A 16,857-nucleotide genomic window follows, 5' to 3' on the forward strand; every position below is an offset into this window, starting at 1 on the left:
CATCACGGACGGACCCGAACGTCACACGGAACCAGCACATCGCATGCGCAACCAGGAGGACATCACATGAGAAGGTCACGGATCATCGCAGGGCTCGGTCTCGCCGCCGCAGCAATGCTCGCACTCACAGCGTGCAACAGCGGCACGCCGGGCGCACCCGAGGGAGGGGGCTCGTCGGCGAGCCCCGAGGCGAGCGGACCGTGGTTCACGGTCGCGGAGGACGTCTCGATCGACGGCAGCCCCACGTTCGACGCCATCAAGGAGCGCGGCTCCGTCAAGGTCGGCGTCAAGGAGGACCAGCCCGGTCTCGGCTACCTCGACCCCACGACAGGCGACCGCACGGGCTTCGACGTCGACGTCGCCCGCTGGATCGCGGCATCCCTCGGCTACGACGAGGACAAGATCGAGTTCCAGGCGATCCCCTCGGCGAACCGCGAGCAGGCGATCGTCAACGGCGACATCGACTACTACGTCGGCACCTACTCGATCACGGACAAGCGCAAGGAGCAGATCTCCTTCGCCGGACCGTACTTCGTGACGGGTCAGGGTCTTCTCGTCGCCGCGGACAACGACGACATCAAGGGGCCCGAGGATCTCGCCGGCAAGAACGTCTGCTCGGCGACGGGCTCGACCTCGATCCAGCGGATCAAGACCGACTACCCCGAGGCGAAGACGACCGAGTTCGACACGTACTCGCAGTGCGTCGAGCAGCTCAAGACGGGACAGGTGGATGCCGTCACCACCGATGAGGCGATCCTCATCGGCTACGCGGCCCAGGACCCCGAGGCCCTCAAGGTCGTCGGCGACGTCTTCAGCGAGGAGCGCTACGGCGTCGGCATCGCGAAGGGCGACACGGCGCTGCAGGAGTTCATCAACACCATGTTCACCGACGGCGGCGACATCTGGCAGGCGATCTTCGACAAGAACCTCGGCTCGGCCGGGGTCTCGGGCGAGCAGCCCGCGGTCGACCCCGTCAGCTGATCACGCGGGGCGGCGCCGGAAGCGGCGCCGCCCCCATCTCTCTCAAGCGAGGAGGACGCGGTGAATCAGCTCACCGACTACCCCGACGTGTGGCTCGAGGCGCTGTGGGGCACGCTCGTGCTCTTCTTCGCCGGCGGCGCGATCGCGCTGATCCTCGGCGTCATCGTGGGGGCCATGCGCGTCTCGCCGATCCCGGTGGCACGCGCCGTCGGAACGGTGTACGTCAACTGGATCCGCAACACGCCGCTGACGCTCGTGATGTTCTTCTTCGCCTTCTGCGTCCCGCTGCTCCTGCCCGGCCGCGCGAACTTCCTCGTGCTCGCGATCTGGGCGCTCGGGATCTACACGGCGACCTACGTCGCCGAGACGATCCGCTCCGGCGTCAACACGGTCTCCGTCGGCCAGGCCGAGGCGGCGCGTGCCCTCGGGCTCACCTTCGGCCAGGTCATGTCGCTCATCGTGCTGCCGCAGGCCGCGCGCTCGGTCATCCCGCCGATGATGAGCGTGTTCATCGCGCTCCTGAAGAACACGACGGTCGCCGCCGGCTTCGCGGTCGTCAACCTCGGCAACATCCGCGCCGAGATGAGTGAGAAGGGCGAGAACCAGCTCATGACGATCATCTGGGTCATGCTCGCCTTCGTCCTGATGGTGTTCCTCCTCGCCTGGCTGCAGAGGATCCTCGAGCGGAAGTGGAGGATCGCGCGATGAGCTCCTCGGTCCTCTACGACGTCCCCGGTCCGAAGGCCGTCGTCCGCAACCGCATCCTCGGGATCGTGACGATCGTCGTGGTGCTCGCGATCCTCGGATTCGTGCTCTACCGCTTCTGGGTCACCGGCCAGTTCAGCGCCGAGAAGTGGTACGCCTTCACCTTCACCCGCATCTGGGAGCAGTTCGGTCTCGCAACGCTGCGGACGCTCGCCGCCTTCGTTGTGGCGGCGATCGGGTCTCTCGTCCTCGGCTTCCTCCTCGCGATCGGTCGCCTCTCCGACCACGCCTGGGTCAGGATGCCGATCACCGGCGTCACCGAGGTCTTCCGCGCCATCCCGGTGCTCGTGTTCATGATCCTGCTGTACTACGGGCTCCCCGTCATCGGCATCAAGATGTCGTCGTACTGGGCCGTCGTCATCGCACTCGTGGCGTACAACGGCTCCGTGCTCGCCGAGGTCGTGCGCGCGGGCGTCGAATCGCTGCCGCGCGGTCAGCGCGAGGCCGGCTTCGCCATCGGCCTGCGGAAGTCAGGCGTGCTGCGCCTCATCCTCCTGCCGCAGGCGATCCGCGCGATGCTGCCCGTGATCATCTCGCAGCTGGTCGTGTGCCTGAAGGACACGGCGCTCGGGTTCATCATCACGTACCCCGAGCTGCTGTACTTCGCCCGCACCCTTGGCTCGAACGCCGTGCTGGGCTCTCCGCTCATCCCGGCGGCGCTCGTGGCCGGCGCGATCTACGTCGTGCTCTGCCTCGCCCTGTCCTACGCCGCGTACGTCGTGGAGCGTCGGCTGCGGCGCTCGCCGAGCGCGGTCGCGGTCGCCGGTGCGGGCCTCGGCCCGGGCGTCGGCAACGCGCCCACGACCGACACGGAGCTCATCGCCGCGCAGCAGGAGCGCGACCTCGAGCGCGACGCCGGAGGCTCGTAGCCGGGCGCAGGGAGGGGTCTGCCCCGCCGGTAGACTCGACACTCGTGTCTGACGTACTCGAGATCACGCCCGAGGCGGTGGATGACGCGGTCGCGACGGCTCTCGCAGCGATCGCCGCCGCCGCCACGACGGCCGACCTGAAGGCCGCGCGCAGCGCGCACACGGCCGAGGGCTCGCCGCTCGCGAAGCTCAACGCGCGCCTGCGCGATGTCTCCCCCGAGAAGAAGGCCGAGTTCGGCAAGCTCATCGGCCAGGCGCGCGGCCGGGTGAACCAGGCGCTCGCAACCCGCGAGGGCGAGGTCGCTGCCGCCGAGACGGCCGCCCGCCTCGAGGCGGAGCGCGTCGACATCACGGCGCTCGCACAGCGTGCGCGCGTCGGGGCGCGGCATCCCATCTCCCTCCTCCGCGAGGAGATCGCCGACATCTTCGTCGGCATGGGCTGGGAGATCGCGGAGGGGCCGGAGCTCGAGCACGAGTGGTTCAACTTCGACGCGCTCAACTTCGACGAGGACCACCCCGCGCGCCAGATGCAGGACACCTTCTTCGTCGACCCGGTCGACCGCCACCTCGTGATGCGCACGCACACGTCGCCGGTGCAGGTGCGCTCGATGCTCGAGCGCGACCTGCCGATCTACGTCCTGTGCCCGGGGCGCGTGTACCGCACCGACGAGTTCGACGCGACCCACCTGCCCGTCTTCACGCAGTTCGAGGGACTCGTCGTCGACAAGGGCATCACGATGGCCCACCTCAAGGGCACGCTCGACCACGCCGCGAAGGTGCTGTTCGGGCCCGAGGCCAAGACGCGCTTCCGCGCCAACTACTTCCCCTTCACCGAGCCGTCCGCCGAGCTCGACCTGTGGCACCCGACCTTCAAGGGCGGCGCGCGCTGGATCGAGTGGGGCGGCTGCGGGATGATCAACCCCAACGTCCTGCGCGCCGCCGGCATCGACCCTGAGGAGTACTCCGGCTTCGCCTTCGGCATGGGCATCGAGCGGACCCTCATGTTCCGCTCGGACGTGCAGGACATGCGCGACATGGCCGAGGGCGATGTCCGCTTCAGCGAGCAGTTCGGAATGGTGGTCTGATGCGCGTCCCGCTCTCGTGGCTGCGTGAATACGTCGATGTGCCGGTGGATGCCTCGCCCGAGGACGTTCTCGAGGCGCTCGTCAGCGTCGGGTTCGAAGAGGAGGACGTGCACCGCTTCGACCTCCAGGGCCCGATCGTCGTCGGCGAGGTGCTCGAGTTCGTCGAGGAGCCGCAGTCCAACGGCAAGACGATCCGCTGGTGCCAGGTGCGCGTCGCGCCGGATGGCGAGCTCGCGGCCGACGGCGGTCCCGCCGTCCACGGAATCGTGTGCGGCGCCCGCAACTTCTTTGCGGGCGACAAGGTCGTCGTGACGCTTCCCGGCGCGGTCCTTCCCGGCCCGTTCCCGATCGCGGCGCGCAAGACCTACGGACATGTCTCCGACGGCATGATCGCCTCGGCGAAGGAGCTGGGCCTCGGCGACGAGCACAGCGGCATCCTCCGCCTCGTCGAGCTCGGCATCGACGCGCCCGTCGGCACCGACGCGATCGCGCTCCTCGGACTCGACGATGTCGCGGTCGACATCAACGTGACACCCGACCGCGGCTACGCGCTGTCGGTGCGCGGCGTCGCGCGCGAGTACTCGCACGCGACAGGCGCGGACTTCCGCGACCCCGGCCTGCGGGAGTGGGGCGAGCTGCAGCATCCCGCATCCGGGTTCACCGTCACCGTCGACGACGCCAACCCGATCCGCGGCCGGGTCGGCGCGTCGGAGTTCGCCGTCCGCGTCGTGCGCGACGTCGACCCGACCAAGCCCACTCCGGCGTGGATGGTCGCGCGCCTGACGCTCGCGGGAACCCGCTCGCTCGGCGTGCTCATCGACATCACCAACTACGTCATGCTCGAGCTCGGTCAGCCGATCCACGGCTACGACCTCGACAAGCTGCAGGGCGGCATCACCGTCCGCCGCGCGGCGGCGGGCGAGAAGCTCGAGACGCTCGACGGCAAGGTCCGCACCCTCCACGCGGAGGACCTGCTGATCACGGATGCCTCGGGCCCGATCGGCCTCGCCGGCGTCATGGGCGGCGGCACGACCGAGATGAGCGACGCGACGCGGAATGTCCTCATCGAGGCCGCGACCTTCGACACGGTGTCGATCGCGCGCACGGCCCGCCGGCACAAGCTGCCGAGCGAGGCATCCCGTCGCTTCGAGCGTGGCGTCGACCCGCTCATCCCGTTCGTCGCAGCCCGCCGTGTCGCCGACCTCATGGTCGAGTTCGCGGGCGGGACGCTCGATCTCGAGGTCGGGGGAGCGCTCTTCGCGACGGTGACGCAGGAGGCGATCTCGCTCCCGAAGCCGTTCACCGCCGGCCTCATCGGTGTCGACTACACAGCCGACGAGATCGTCACGGCGCTCGAGAAGATCGGATGCCGCGTCGACGACGCCTCCTCGTCTTCCGAGGTCGACGCGTGGAGCGTGACGCCGCCGTCGTGGCGACCTGACCTCACCGACAAGTGGACGCTCGCCGAGGAGGTCGCCCGCATCGAGGGCTACGACCGCATCCCGTCGGTGCTGCCGCTGCCGCCGTCGGGCCGCGGTCTGACGCCCGCTCAGCAGGGCCGCCGCCGCGTCGCGAACGCGCTCGCCGCCGCCGGCTACGTCGAGACGCCCTCCTTCGGCTTCACGACGGAGGAGCAGAACGACCTGCACGGATCGCCGTCGGGGGAGCACCTGCCGTCGATCAAGCTCGCGAACCCGCTCGACGGCCAGGCTCCGTTCCTGCGGCGCACCCTCGTGCCGGGCCTGCTCCAGGTCGCCCACCGCAACCTGTCGCGCGGCTTCACCGACCTCTCGCTCTTCGAGTCGGGCACGGTCTTCCTTCCCGAGCCGGGCGTGCAGTACGGCACCTCGTTCGTGCCGTCTCTCGCCGTGCGACCGGACGCCTCGACTCTGGCCGAGCTCGACGCGTCGATCCCGCCGCAGCACCTGCACGTCGCAGTGCTGCTGACGGGCGGAGTCATCGCGAAGCAGCCGGGCCAGGCCCCGGTCGCCGCCGACCTCTCCGACGCGCTCGACGCCGTCCGGGTCATCGCGGCCGCGGCCGGCGTCTCGATCGACGTCGCCCAGGGCGAGCGGGCGGCGCTGCACCCGGGACGCACCGGCGTGCTCTCCGTCCACGGCACCGAGGTCGGCTACGTCGGCGAGGTGCTGCCGGCCGTCGCCGAGGCATCCGATCTCCCCGGCCGTGTGTATGTCGCCGAGCTCGATCTCGACCTCGTCCTCTCCCTGGCGAGCGAGAAGGTCGTCGCCGCGTCGCTCTCGACCTTCCCCGCCGCGACGCAGGACGTGTCGCTCGTGCTCCCGGCCGACGTGCCGGCCGCCGCCGCGCGGGCCGCGCTCGTCGAGGGCGGAGGGGAGCTGCTCGAGTCGGCGCGCCTCGTCGACGACTATCGCGGTCAGGGTGTGCCCGAGGGCTCGAAGAGCCTGACGTTCGCGCTGCGCTTCCGCGCCGCCGATCGCACGCTCACGGCGGCCGAGGCGACCGAGGCGAAGCTCGCCGGTGTGGGCGCTGCCGCGGAGCGATTCGGCGCGACGCTCCGCGAGTAGCCCGCCGCGCCCGGCACCGCCCCGGCCTGTCGAGATCATATGTTCTCGCCGAAACCGCACGCCGTTCGCGCGAACGACGTGTGATCTCGGCGAGAACATACGTACTCGACGGCGCCTGGTCCGGCCGACGGGCGTAGCGTGGGAGACCCGAGCGAAGGAGCCCCGTGGCCGAGACGATCCAGCTGACCGCACCCGATGGCGGCGCGTTCGAGGTCTACGTCGCACGCCCCGCGGGCGAACCCGTCGGCGGACTCGTCCTCATCCACGAGATCTGGGGCCTCGTCGACCACATCCGCGAGGTGGCCGACCGCTTCGCCGACGAGGGGTGGCTCGTCGCCGCGCCTGACATCCTCTCCGCGGTCGGGGTCGAGCCGCACCTCGGCGCCGAGCTCTTCGCCCTCCTGAACGATCCCGACGAAGAGGTGCGCACGGCGGCGCAGCCGCGGCTGCGCGATGCGCTCTCCGGCATGCGCGCGCCGGCCTACGCCGAGTGGGCGACGGGCGCGCTCCGGTCCGCCGTCGACTGGCTCGACGCCCAGCCCGACGTCGACGGCCGCATCGCCGTCACGGGCTTCTGCTTCGGCGGCACCTACGCGTTCCTCCTCGCGGCCTCCGACGACCGCATCCGCGCCGCCGTCCCGTTCTACGGAACCGCCCCCGACCCCGACCGCATGTCGCAGATCCAGGCGCCGGTCCTCGCCCTCTACGGCGAGAAGGACACTCCGCTCATCGAAGCGCTCCCCACGGTGAAGCAGGCGATGGCCGATGCGGACGTCGACTTCGAGGCGATCGTGTACCCGGGGGCGCAGCACGCGTTCTTCAACGAGACGGGCCGCCGGTACAGCCCCGAGCACGCGATGGAGGCGTGGGCCCGCGTGCTCGAGTTCCTCGACGAGCGCGTCGCCGACTGACGACATCCCACGTCACGTCGATTTGCGGATGCCGGGAGCGGCCCGCTATCGTCGCGGCATGCCTTCGGCGATCCAGGGACTTCAGACGCTCGTTCCGAGCGTCGTTCCCGCGCGCCGACGTCAGGGCAGCGGCCGCCGACTGTAGGCGACCCTGCACGCGGCCCTGTCATGGGTCCGGTGGGTGTCGCCGCCTCTCCCGAAGCCCGTCCAGCGGGCCTCGGCTGAACATCGCCCCGTCGCCCAGACCTTAAGGTGGAATCCATGACATACTCGGTCGCCGTCTCCGGCGCATCCGGCTATGCGGGCGGTGAGATCCTGCGGATCCTCGCCGCACATCCCGACGTCGAGATCCGCACCGTCACGGCGCACTCGAACGCCGGACAGCCCCTCATCCAGCATCAGCCCCACCTCCGCTCGCTTGCGCACCTCGCGCTCGAGGAGACGAAGCCCGAGGTGCTCGCGGGGCACGACATCGTGTTCCTCGCCCTCCCGCACGGCCAGTCCGGTCAGTACACGGATGCCCTGGCCGATGCCGCCCTCGTCATCGACGCGGGCGCCGACCACCGGCTCACCTCCTCGGCCGACTGGGATCGCTTCTACGGCGGCGCCTTCCACGAGCCGTGGGCATACGGCGTGCCCGAGCTCCCGGTCGCCGGCGGAAAGCAGCGGCAGAACCTCGTCGGTGCGACGCGCATCGCGGCGCCCGGCTGCAATGCGTCGACCGTGAGCCTGAGCCTCGCCCCGGGGGTCGCGGCCGGCGTCATCGACACGTCCGACATCGTCACGGTCCTCGCCGTCGGCCCGTCGGGTGCGGGCAAGAGCCTCAAGACGCACCTCCTCGCGAGCGAGCTCCTCGGCTCCGCCAATCCCTACGCCGTCGGCGGCTCGCATCGGCACATCCCCGAGATCCGCCAGGCCCTCGCGGCAGCGGCCGCCGCAAACTCGGAGAATCACGCGAACCTCGGATCCGTCGGCGCAGAATCTCCGAACTTCGCGCAATCGTCCGGAGTTCACGACGCCAGCCCGGACGCCGGCATCCGCATCTCCTTCACGCCCGTCCTCGTGCCGATGGCCCGCGGCATCCTCGCGACCTCGTCCGCGCCGATCGCCCCAGGCGCGACCGACGACGACATCCGCGGCGCGTGGGAGGCGGCCTACGCCGACGAGACCTTCGTGCAGCTGCTGCCCGCCGGCCAGTTCCCGCGCACCGCCGACGTGATCGGCGCCAACACCGCGCTCCTCGGCCTCGCGATCGACCGCGACGCCCACCGCGTGACGGTCGTCGCCGCGGTCGACAACCTCGTCAAGGGCACGGCCGGCGCCGCCGTCCAGTCCATGAACCTCGCCCTCGGCCTCCCGGAGGGCCGGGGCCTCACCGTGAACGGAGTCGCCCCGTGAGCGTCACCGCACCGCAGGGATTCGAAGCCGCCGGGGTCGCGGTCGGGCTCAAGTCGTCGGGCAAGCCCGATGTCGCCGTCGTCGTCAACCGCGGACCGCTCAAGGTCGGCGCGGCGGTCTTCACGAGCAACCGCGCGAAGGCCAACCCGATCATCTGGTCGCAGCAGGTCATCCAGGACGGCACGGTCGAGGCGATCGTCCTCAACTCGGGCGGCGCGAACTGCTTCACGGGAACGTTCGGCTTCCAGACCACCCACCAGACGGCCGAGAAGGCCGCCGAGCTGCTCGGCGTGAGCGCGGGCGACATCCTGGTGTGCTCGACGGGCCTCATCGGCACGGGCGACGAGGTCTTCCGCGCGAAGGTGCTCGAGGGCACCGAGAAGGGGATCGCGGCGCTCAGCGCCGACGGCGGAGTCTCGGCCTCCGAGGCCATCATGACGACGGACTCCCGCGCCAAGCGCCGCATCCGCACGGGTGACGGCTGGTCGATCGGCGGCATGGCCAAGGGAGCCGGGATGCTGGCGCCGGGCCTCGCGACGATGCTCGTCGTCCTCACGACCGACGCGGTCCTGACCGCGGAAGAGGCCGATGCGCATCTGCGCGCCGCGACCCGCGTGAGCTTCGATCGACTCGACTCCGACGGCTGCATGTCGACGAACGACCAGGTCACCCTGCTCGTGAGCGGCGCGTCCGGTGTCACGCCCGATCCCGACGCGTTCCGTGCCGCGCTCGCCGACGTCTGCGCCGACCTCGCGCGACAGCTCCAGGGCGACGCCGAGGGCGCGGGCCACGACATCACGATCCAGGTCGTGCACGCGGCAACCGAGGAGGATGCCGTCGAGGTGGGACGCTCCGTCGCCCGCAACAACCTCTTCAAGGCGGCGATCTTCGGCAACGACCCGAACTGGGGCCGTGTGCTCGCGGCGATCGGCACGACCGACGCCGCCTTCGACCCGTACGACGTCGACGTGTGGATGAACCACGTGCGCGTGTGCTCCGCCGGCGGCCCCGACCAGCCGCGGGAGGCCGTCGACCTCACGCCCCGGGCGACGAACCTCGTCATCGACCTCAAGGTCGGCGAGGCCGAGGCGACGATCCTCACCAACGACCTCACGCACGACTACGTCCACGAGAACAGCGCGTACTCCTCATGAGCGACCTGCAACAGACCGATCCGGGCGAAGCGTCCGCGAGGGCCGCGATGCTCATCGAATCGCTGCCCTGGCTCCGCCGCTTCAGCGACCAGATCATCGTCATCAAGTACGGCGGCAACGCCATGGTGTCGGAGGAGCTGCAGGATGCCTTCGCCTCCGACATCGCCTACCTCCGCTACGTCGGCGTCAAGCCGGTCGTCGTCCACGGCGGCGGCCCGCAGATCTCGTCGATGCTCGATCGTCTCGCGATCCCGAGCGAGTTCAAGGGCGGCTACCGGGTCACGTCGACGGAGGCGATCTCGGTCGTCCGCATGGTGCTGACCGGCCAGATCAATCCCCAGCTCGTCGCGAAGATCAATGCGCACGGCCCCATCGCCGCCGGTCTCTCGGGCGAGGACGCGGGGCTCTTCGGCGGCCGCCGCCGCGGCGTCACGATCGAGGGCGTCGAGCACGACCTCGGCCGGGTCGGCGACGTCGTGCAGGTCGACCCGCAGCCGGTGCTCGACCAGCTCGCGGCGGGCCGCATCCCGGTCGTCTCGAGCATCGCCCCCGACCTCGACAACCCGGGACACTCGCTGAACGTGAACGCGGATGCCGCGGCATCCGCTCTCGCTGTGGCGCTCGGCGCCGCGAAGCTCGTCGTCCTCACCGACGTTCCCGGGCTCTACGCCGACTGGCCGAACCGCGACTCCCTCGTCTCGCACCTGACCTCGACCGAGCTCCGCGCGATGCTGCCGTCGCTCGAGTCGGGGATGATCCCCAAGATGTCGGCGTGCCTCGAGGCCGTCGAAGGGGGAGTCGACACGGCGGCCATCATCGACGGCCGTGTGCCGCACTCGGTGCTGGTCGAGATCTTCACGAGCAAGGGAATCGGAACGGAGGTGGTGGTCGGATGACGACGACGACATGGCAGGATGACGCCGGGCGCGACCTGGTGCGGAGCTTCGGCGACCGGATGGCGCTGTTCACGCGCGGCGAGGGCGCCTACTTGTGGGACGGCTCGGGCCGACGCTACCTCGACTTCCTCGCGGGCATCGCGGTGAACTCGCTCGGACACGCGCACCCCGTCTTCGTCGAGGCGATCTCGACGCAGGCCGCGAAGCTGTCGCACGTCTCGAACTACTTCGCGACCGAGCCGCAGCTCGCGCTCGCGGCGCGGCTCAAGCGCATCGCCGGCACGGGCCCGACGGGCCGCGTGTACTTCGGCAATTCGGGCGCCGAGGCGAACGAGGCCGCGTTCAAGCTCGCCCGGCTGCACGGCGGCGCGGAGCGCCCCCGCATCCTCTCGCTCAAGGACGCCTTCCACGGGCGCACGATGGGAACCCTCGCCCTCACCGGCAAGCCGTGGATGCAGGAGCCCTTCCAGCCGATGATCGGCGGCGTCGAGTTCATCGACTCGACGATCGAGGCGCTCGAAGCCGCCATCGACGACCGCGTCGCGGCGCTCTTCGTCGAGCCCATCAAGGGCGAGGCCGGCGTCGTGGAGCTGCCCGAGGGCTACCTCCGCGCGGCGCGCGAGCTGACCGAGCGTCACGGCGCGCTGCTCATCATCGACGAGATCCAGACCGGCGCGGGCCGCACGGGGGAGTGGTTCGCCTTCCAGCACGAGGGCATCACGCCCGACGCGATCACCGTCGCGAAGGGCATCGGCGGGGGCTTCCCGATCGGTGCGCTCATCACGTTCGACGCCGCGAGCGACCTGTTCTACCCCGGCACGCACGGCTCGACGTTCGGCGGCAACGCCCTCGGCACCGCGGTGTCGGGCGCGGTCCTCGCCGAGATCGAGCGCGCGGACCTCGTCGCCAACGCCGCGGAGCGGGGCGCGCAGCTGCGTGCCGCGATCGAGGGCATCGACTCGTCCCTCGTGGCGGGATGCCGCGGCAAGGGCCTCCTCATCGGCATCGCGCTGACGCATCCCGTCGCGAAGGCCGTCGTCGCGGCCGCGCAGGAGCACGGTCTCATCGTCAACGCGCCGAACGACGACACGATCCGCATCGCGCCCGCGCTCAACATCGGCGACGTCGAGATCGACGAGTTCATCGAGCTCTTCGCCGCGTCGCTCGCGACGGTGTCCGACGCGCTCGTTCTCGACGGCGCCGAGAGCGGGGTGAAGGCATGACGCGTCACCTCCTGCGCGACGACGACCTGACCCAGGCCGAGCAGGACGAGATCCTCGACCTCGCCGTCGCCCTCAAGAAGGATCGCTGGAAGCTGAAGCCCCTCGAGGGCCCGCAGACGGTCGCCGTGATCTTCGACAAGTCCTCGACGCGCACGCGCGTGTCGTTCGCCGTGGGGATCGCCGACCTCGGCGGGTCGCCCCTCATCATCTCGACGGCCAACAGCCAGCTCGGCGGCAAGGAGACCCCGGCCGACACCGCGCGGGTGCTCGAGCGCCAGGTCGCCGCGATCGTGTGGCGCACCTACGCGCAGGCGGGCCTCGAGGAGATGGCCGCCGGCACACGCGTCCCCGTGGTCAACGCCCTGAGCGACGACTTCCACCCGTGCCAGCTCCTCGCCGACCTCCTCACGATCAAGGAGCACAAGGGGGAGCTGAAGGGCCTGACCCTCGCCTTCTTCGGCGACGGCATGTCGAACATGGCGCACTCGTACGTGCTCGCGTGCGTCACGGCCGGGATGCACGTGCGGGTCGCCTCGCCCGAGGCCTACGCACCCCGCGACGACGTCATCGCCGATGCCGATCGCCGTGCCGCCGAGACCGGCGGCTCCGTCACGCTCTACACCGACCCCAACGAGGCGGCGGCCGGTGCCGACGTCATCGTGACCGACACGTGGGTGTCGATGGGCAAGGAGGAGGAGAAGCTCGCGCGCCTGCGCGACCTCGGCGGCTACAAGGTCACGCAGGAGATCATGGGGCTGGCGAAGCCCGATGCGATCTTCATCCACTGCCTCCCCGCCGATCGCGGCTACGAGGTCGACGCCGAGGTGATCGACGGCCCGCAGAGCGTCGTGTGGGACGAGGCCGAGAACCGGCTGCACGCGCAGAAGGCGCTCCTCGTGTGGCTGCTCCGGCAGCAGTAGCCGAGCAGTCCTGGTTCCGCTCCCGCTGGGAGCGGCTCAACGGTCCTGCCCGGATCGCGGGCGTGGACCTCGCGCGGGGACTCGCGGTACTCGGGATGCTCACCGCCCACCTCGTCGACACGCCCGAGCTCGTCCCCGCCGACCCCTCCACGTGGCTCGGGGTCGTCGACGGACGCTCGTCGATCCTCTTCGCGACCCTCGCCGGAGTGTCCATCGGGCTTGTGACGGGCGGGCCGACGCCGCTGCGCGGCGCGGCGATGCGCACGGTGCGGCTGCGGCTCGTCGTGCGGGCGGCGATGCTATGGCTCATCGGTGCAGTCCTCATCGCGACAGGCGTGCCCGTGTACGTCATCCTCCCCGCGTACGCGGTGCTCTTCGTGCTGGCGATCCCGTTCACCCGCCTGCGCGCACGGACGGTGCTCGTCACGGCCGGCGCCCTCGCGCTCGTCATGCCGTGGCTCCAGGCCTGGCTCGACGCGAGCGCGTACTGGAGGACGCAGCAGGGGAGCAGGGCATCCGACCTGCTGGGCTTCCACTACCCGTTCCCCGTGTGGATCGCGTTCGTGCTGGCGGGTCTCGGCGTCGCGCGGGCCGGCATCCGCTCCCTGGGCGTCCAGCTCTGGATGCTCGGCGTCGGCACGGCTCTCGCCGTCGTCGGCTACGGCCTGCACGGGATGGCCGACCCCGACCCGATGCTCGAGCCCTTCTCGATCCCGGCGGCGGTCTGGACGGCCCGCCCGCACTCCAGCGGGCTGCTGGAGGTCATCGGCTCCGGCGGGTTCGCGCTCGCCGTGATCGCGGCATCCCTCCTCCTCTGCCGCACGCTCGTGCGGTGGATCGTCCTGCCCCTCCGCGCCGTCGGCGCCATGCCGCTCACGGCCTACACCGCTCAGCTCCTCGTCTGGGCGGTCTGGGCCGCGGTCGCCATCGGCGACACCGCCGCGCTGATCGAGTTCCGCGCCTTCGAGCCGTTCGCGCCGCTGACCCTGGGCATCGTCGTCGGCTGCACGGCGTGGGCCCTGCTCGTCGGCCGCGGTCCGCTGGAGTGGCTCACCGACGTCGTGACGCGCGTCGCCGTCCCCGGCCCCCCGCGGCGCGAAACGGCCGCCGCGCCCGTCGATAGGCTGGACGGGTGAGCGAGTCCAAAGGCACCAACGAGGGCGCGCTGTGGGGCGCCCGCTTCGCGTCCGGCCCGTCGCCCGAGCTGGCGGCGCTCAGCCGCTCGACGCATTTCGACTGGAGCCTGGCCCTCTACGACATCGCGGGGTCGCACGCGCACGCGAAGGCCCTCGCCGCCGCCGGCTATCTGAGCGCCGACGAGGAGCGTGCGATGCACGCGGGGCTCGACGCGCTGGCGCGCGGCATCCAGGACGGCACGCTCCGCGCCGCCCCCGGCGACGAAGACGTGCACGGCGCCCTCGAGGCCGCGCTGCTGCGCGAGGTGGGGCCCGAGCTCGGCGGCAAGCTGCGTGCCGGCCGCAGCCGCAACGACCAGATCGCGACGCTCGTGCGGATGTACCTGCTCGATCACTCGCGCACGATCGCGCGTGACATCCTGCGGCTGATCGACGCGATCGTGGCGCAGGCGGAGGCGCATCCGGATGCCATCATGCCGGGCCGCACGCATCTGCAGCACGCCCAGCCGATCCTGCTCGCTCACCACCTGCAAGCGCACGCGTGGCCCCTCGTCCGCGACCTCGAGCGGCTGCGCGACTGGTCGGCGCGGGCGTCGGTGTCACCCTATGGCGGCGGGGCCCTGGCGGGGTCGAGCCTGGGGCTGGATCCCGACCTCGTCGCGCGGGAGCTGGGCCTCGCCCGGCCGTCGGAGAACTCCCTGGACGGCACCGCGGCGCGCGACGTCGTCGCGGAGTTCGCCTACATCTCGGCGCAGATCGGCATCGACCTCTCTCGTTTCGCCGAGGACGTCATCCTGTGGAACACGCGGGAGTTCGGCTTCGTGACGCTCGACGACGGCTACTCGACCGGGTCGAGCATCATGCCGCAGAAGAAGAACCCCGATATCGCCGAGCTCGCGCGGGGCAAGGCCGGCCGGCTCGTCGGCAATCTCTCCGGCCTCCTTACGACGCTCAAGGGCCTGCCCGTCGCGTACAACCGCGACCTGCAGGAGGACAAGGAACCCGTCTTCGACTCCGTGACGACGCTCGAGGTCGTGCTGCCGGCATTCGCGGGCATGATCGCGACGCTCCGCTTCGACACGGAGCGGATGGCGCAGCTCGCACCGCTCGGCTTCTCGCTCGCCACGGACGTGGCGGATTGGCTCGTCCGCCAGGGGGTGCCGTTCCGCGATGCGCATGAGATCTCGGGTGCGCTCGTGCGGCTCTGCGAGGAGCAGGGGATCGAGCTGCATGAGGCGACCGACGAGCAGCTCGCGTCGGTGTCGCCGCAGCTCTCGCGCGCGGTCCGCGACGTCCTCACGATCGAGGGATCGGTCGCGTCGCGGTCGGGCGTCGGCGGCACGGCCCCGGTGCGGGTCGCCGAGCAGCGTGCCGAACTCGTGTCGCGTGCGCAGGCCGCGGTGCACGCGCTGGGCCTCTGAGAGCTTATGTTCTGATTAGATAAGCGTTCTGCTTATTTCATCGCGAAATAACTGATATGCTTATGCCATGCCGGTCGCAACGATCGCCGACATGGTGGGGTCCCGGCTCCTGCCCGACCGGCGCGACGCTCAGCAGGTCCTCGACGCCGCCATCGCGGAGGCCGAGTCCGCGCTCCCGCTCGCTCTCGAGCCGCTGAGGCCCACGGTCGGAGATGAGCAGCAGGGCGTCTACCCGACTCTCGAGGCCGCGCTCGCCGGCCTGCTGCTGCTCCAGCTCGCGCTGCCCGACGGCCTCGAGTGCCGCTTCGGGCTCGGGCTCGGCGACATCGGCACGATCGCCTCGGCGAGCGGCGACATCCCCGACGGCCCCGGATGGTGGGCGGCCCGCGAGGCGATCGACGCCGTCCACGCCAAGCAGCAGCGCGCCGCGCCGAGTGCGCGCACATGGGTTGTCGCATCCTCCGGAGAGGATGCTGGAGTGCACCGTTCCGCCGCTCTGGCCAACGCCTACCTGCTGACGCGCGATCAGCTCGTCGGCGCCATGACCGAGCGCGAGCGCCGGCTCGTCTACGGCCGCTGCCTGGGTGTCACCCAGAAGGACCTGGCGAGAGCCGAGGGCGTCACGCAGCCCGCGGTGTCGCAGGCGCTGGCCGGCGCCGGGGCCCACGCGATCCTCGAAGGCTTCGCGCTGCTCCGAGCGGAGGTCGGCGCATGATCGTCGCGGGTCTCATCCTGCTCGCGATCGGCTCGGCGGACATCCTGCGCGAGTTCCTGCCTGCGCGTCGCCGATGGATCGGACTCGCCGCGGGTGCTGTCGCGATCCTGGTGCTCGCCGCTCTCTCCGATGCGGTCCTCGCCGGACTCCTCGCCGTCGCACTCGCCGCAGCGTGGGTCTGGCTCGCGCCCGTCGGCGCACCCTCGCGCGCGGGCTTCTGGCCCGCGGTCGCCGTGGGCGCGCTGTGCGCCGTGCTCGTCGCAGCCCTCCCCGCGCGACCCTCCCCCGGAATCATCGGGGATGCGTGGATGCTGCCGACACCGGTCGGCGACATCTCGTTCGACCACGCCGTGCTCGCTCTCGGCGCCGCGCTCTTCCTCCTCGAGTCGTCGAACGTCGTCGTGCGGGCAGCGCTCGTCCAGGAGAAGGTCCAGGTCGGCCCTGAACCGGTCGAGGCGTCGCCGGCAGCCGTCGAGTCGAGGGGAATGGATGCCGGTATCCCGGCACGCGAGCCCGCGACGACCGAATCCGCTGTCGACGATGAGGCGACGGTGATCACGCCTCTCGCCGCGGCGCCCGCTCTCAAGGGCGGCCGGCTCATCGGTCCGCTCGAGCGGATGCTCGTCTTCGCGCTGACCTTGGCGGCGATGTACCCGCTCCTCGCCGCGATCCTCGCGGCGAAGGGGATCGTCCGCTTCCCGGAGATCTCGCGCGACAGTGCGGCGGGCAATCGCGCCGAGTACTTCCTGATCGGAAGCCTGGTGAGCTGGGTCATCGCCCTCGCTGCCGCGTTCCTCGTCTGGTGGGCGTTCGCTACCCCATGATGCGCGGCTCGGG

15 protein-coding genes are annotated in these 16,857 nt (G+C 70.9%); all 15 read left to right on the top strand.

The genetic code is table 11. The features are described from left to right. Positions 1-66: 66 nt before the first annotated feature. Positions 67-981 carry a glutamate ABC transporter substrate-binding protein gene (locus AAIB33_RS03310; protein WP_345802142.1) on the top strand — a complete coding sequence of 305 codons (915 nt, stop codon included), beginning with the start codon at positions 67-69 and terminating at the stop codon, positions 979-981. 60 nt (positions 982-1,041) lie between these two features. After that, positions 1,042-1,689: an amino acid ABC transporter permease gene (locus AAIB33_RS03315; RefSeq protein WP_345802143.1), complete on the top strand. Its 648-nt coding sequence runs from the start codon at positions 1,042-1,044 to the stop codon at positions 1,687-1,689. Then, the gene (locus AAIB33_RS03320) at positions 1,686-2,615 is read left to right on the top strand and encodes an amino acid ABC transporter permease (protein WP_345802144.1); all 930 of its coding nucleotides are present in this window, start codon (positions 1,686-1,688) and stop codon (positions 2,613-2,615) included. Before AAIB33_RS03315 ends, AAIB33_RS03320 begins: the two co-directional genes overlap by 4 nt. 44 nt (positions 2,616-2,659) lie before the next feature. Next, positions 2,660-3,700: a phenylalanine--tRNA ligase subunit alpha gene (gene pheS / locus AAIB33_RS03325; protein ID WP_345802145.1), complete on the top strand. Its 1,041-nt coding sequence runs from the start codon at positions 2,660-2,662 to the stop codon at positions 3,698-3,700. Then, complete coding sequence (pheT, locus tag AAIB33_RS03330) at positions 3,700-6,246, top strand: phenylalanine--tRNA ligase subunit beta (RefSeq protein WP_345802146.1); 2,547 nt, start codon at positions 3,700-3,702, stop codon at positions 6,244-6,246. Before pheS ends, pheT begins: the two co-directional genes overlap by 1 nt. A gap of 164 nt (positions 6,247-6,410) precedes the next feature. Next, positions 6,411-7,157, top strand: coding sequence for a dienelactone hydrolase family protein (locus tag AAIB33_RS03335; protein ID WP_345802147.1), 747 nt, complete (start codon positions 6,411-6,413; stop codon positions 7,155-7,157). Between the two features lie 261 nt (positions 7,158-7,418). Next, positions 7,419-8,555, top strand: coding sequence for an NAGSA dehydrogenase family protein (locus AAIB33_RS03340; protein WP_345802148.1), 1,137 nt, complete (start codon positions 7,419-7,421; stop codon positions 8,553-8,555). After that, positions 8,552-9,709: a bifunctional glutamate N-acetyltransferase/amino-acid acetyltransferase ArgJ gene (argJ, locus tag AAIB33_RS03345; RefSeq protein WP_345802149.1), complete on the top strand. Its 1,158-nt coding sequence runs from the start codon at positions 8,552-8,554 to the stop codon at positions 9,707-9,709. Before AAIB33_RS03340 ends, argJ begins: the two co-directional genes overlap by 4 nt. Continuing rightward, entirely contained in the window at positions 9,706-10,605 is a 900-nt protein-coding gene (gene argB / locus AAIB33_RS03350; RefSeq protein WP_345802150.1) for an acetylglutamate kinase, read from the top strand. Before argJ ends, argB begins: the two co-directional genes overlap by 4 nt. Beyond that, positions 10,602-11,828: an acetylornithine transaminase gene (locus tag AAIB33_RS03355; protein ID WP_345802151.1), complete on the top strand. Its 1,227-nt coding sequence runs from the start codon at positions 10,602-10,604 to the stop codon at positions 11,826-11,828. The genes argB and AAIB33_RS03355 overlap by 4 nt, the downstream gene beginning before the upstream one ends. Next, the gene (gene argF / locus AAIB33_RS03360) at positions 11,825-12,748 is read left to right on the top strand and encodes an ornithine carbamoyltransferase (protein WP_345802152.1); all 924 of its coding nucleotides are present in this window, start codon (positions 11,825-11,827) and stop codon (positions 12,746-12,748) included. The genes AAIB33_RS03355 and argF overlap by 4 nt, the downstream gene beginning before the upstream one ends. Continuing rightward, complete coding sequence (locus AAIB33_RS03365; RefSeq protein ID WP_345802153.1) at positions 12,727-13,884, top strand: heparan-alpha-glucosaminide N-acetyltransferase domain-containing protein; 1,158 nt, start codon at positions 12,727-12,729, stop codon at positions 13,882-13,884. The genes argF and AAIB33_RS03365 overlap by 22 nt, the downstream gene beginning before the upstream one ends. Beyond that, positions 13,881-15,305 carry an argininosuccinate lyase gene (gene argH, locus AAIB33_RS03370; RefSeq protein ID WP_345802154.1) on the top strand — a complete coding sequence of 475 codons (1,425 nt, stop codon included), beginning with the start codon at positions 13,881-13,883 and terminating at the stop codon, positions 15,303-15,305. Before AAIB33_RS03365 ends, argH begins: the two co-directional genes overlap by 4 nt. 67 nt (positions 15,306-15,372) lie before the next feature. After that, positions 15,373-16,020, top strand: coding sequence for a SatD family protein (locus AAIB33_RS03375; RefSeq protein WP_345802155.1), 648 nt, complete (start codon positions 15,373-15,375; stop codon positions 16,018-16,020). Next, complete coding sequence (locus AAIB33_RS03380; RefSeq protein WP_345802156.1) at positions 16,017-16,844, top strand: hypothetical protein; 828 nt, start codon at positions 16,017-16,019, stop codon at positions 16,842-16,844. The genes AAIB33_RS03375 and AAIB33_RS03380 overlap by 4 nt, the downstream gene beginning before the upstream one ends. Positions 16,845-16,857: the final 13 nt, after the last annotated feature.

Origin of the sequence: Microbacterium sp. AZCO (assembly GCF_039614715.1) — a bacterium.
Lineage (GTDB): Bacteria > Actinomycetota > Actinomycetes > Actinomycetales > Microbacteriaceae > Microbacterium.

Coding starts and splice junctions, on each gene's coding strand:
- AAIB33_RS03310 (WP_345802142.1), top strand. CDS start 67: ATGAGAAGGTCACGGATCATCGCAGGGCTCGGTCTCGCCGCCGCAGCA.
- AAIB33_RS03340 (WP_345802148.1), top strand. CDS start 7,419: ATGACATACTCGGTCGCCGTCTCCGGCGCATCCGGCTATGCGGGCGGT.
- argF (WP_345802152.1), top strand. CDS start 11,825: ATGACGCGTCACCTCCTGCGCGACGACGACCTGACCCAGGCCGAGCAG.
- AAIB33_RS03355 (WP_345802151.1), top strand. CDS start 10,602: ATGACGACGACGACATGGCAGGATGACGCCGGGCGCGACCTGGTGCGG.
- argB (WP_345802150.1), top strand. CDS start 9,706: ATGAGCGACCTGCAACAGACCGATCCGGGCGAAGCGTCCGCGAGGGCC.
- AAIB33_RS03375 (WP_345802155.1), top strand. CDS start 15,373: ATGCCGGTCGCAACGATCGCCGACATGGTGGGGTCCCGGCTCCTGCCC.
- AAIB33_RS03380 (WP_345802156.1), top strand. CDS start 16,017: ATGATCGTCGCGGGTCTCATCCTGCTCGCGATCGGCTCGGCGGACATC.
- pheT (WP_345802146.1), top strand. CDS start 3,700: ATGCGCGTCCCGCTCTCGTGGCTGCGTGAATACGTCGATGTGCCGGTG.
- AAIB33_RS03320 (WP_345802144.1), top strand. CDS start 1,686: ATGAGCTCCTCGGTCCTCTACGACGTCCCCGGTCCGAAGGCCGTCGTC.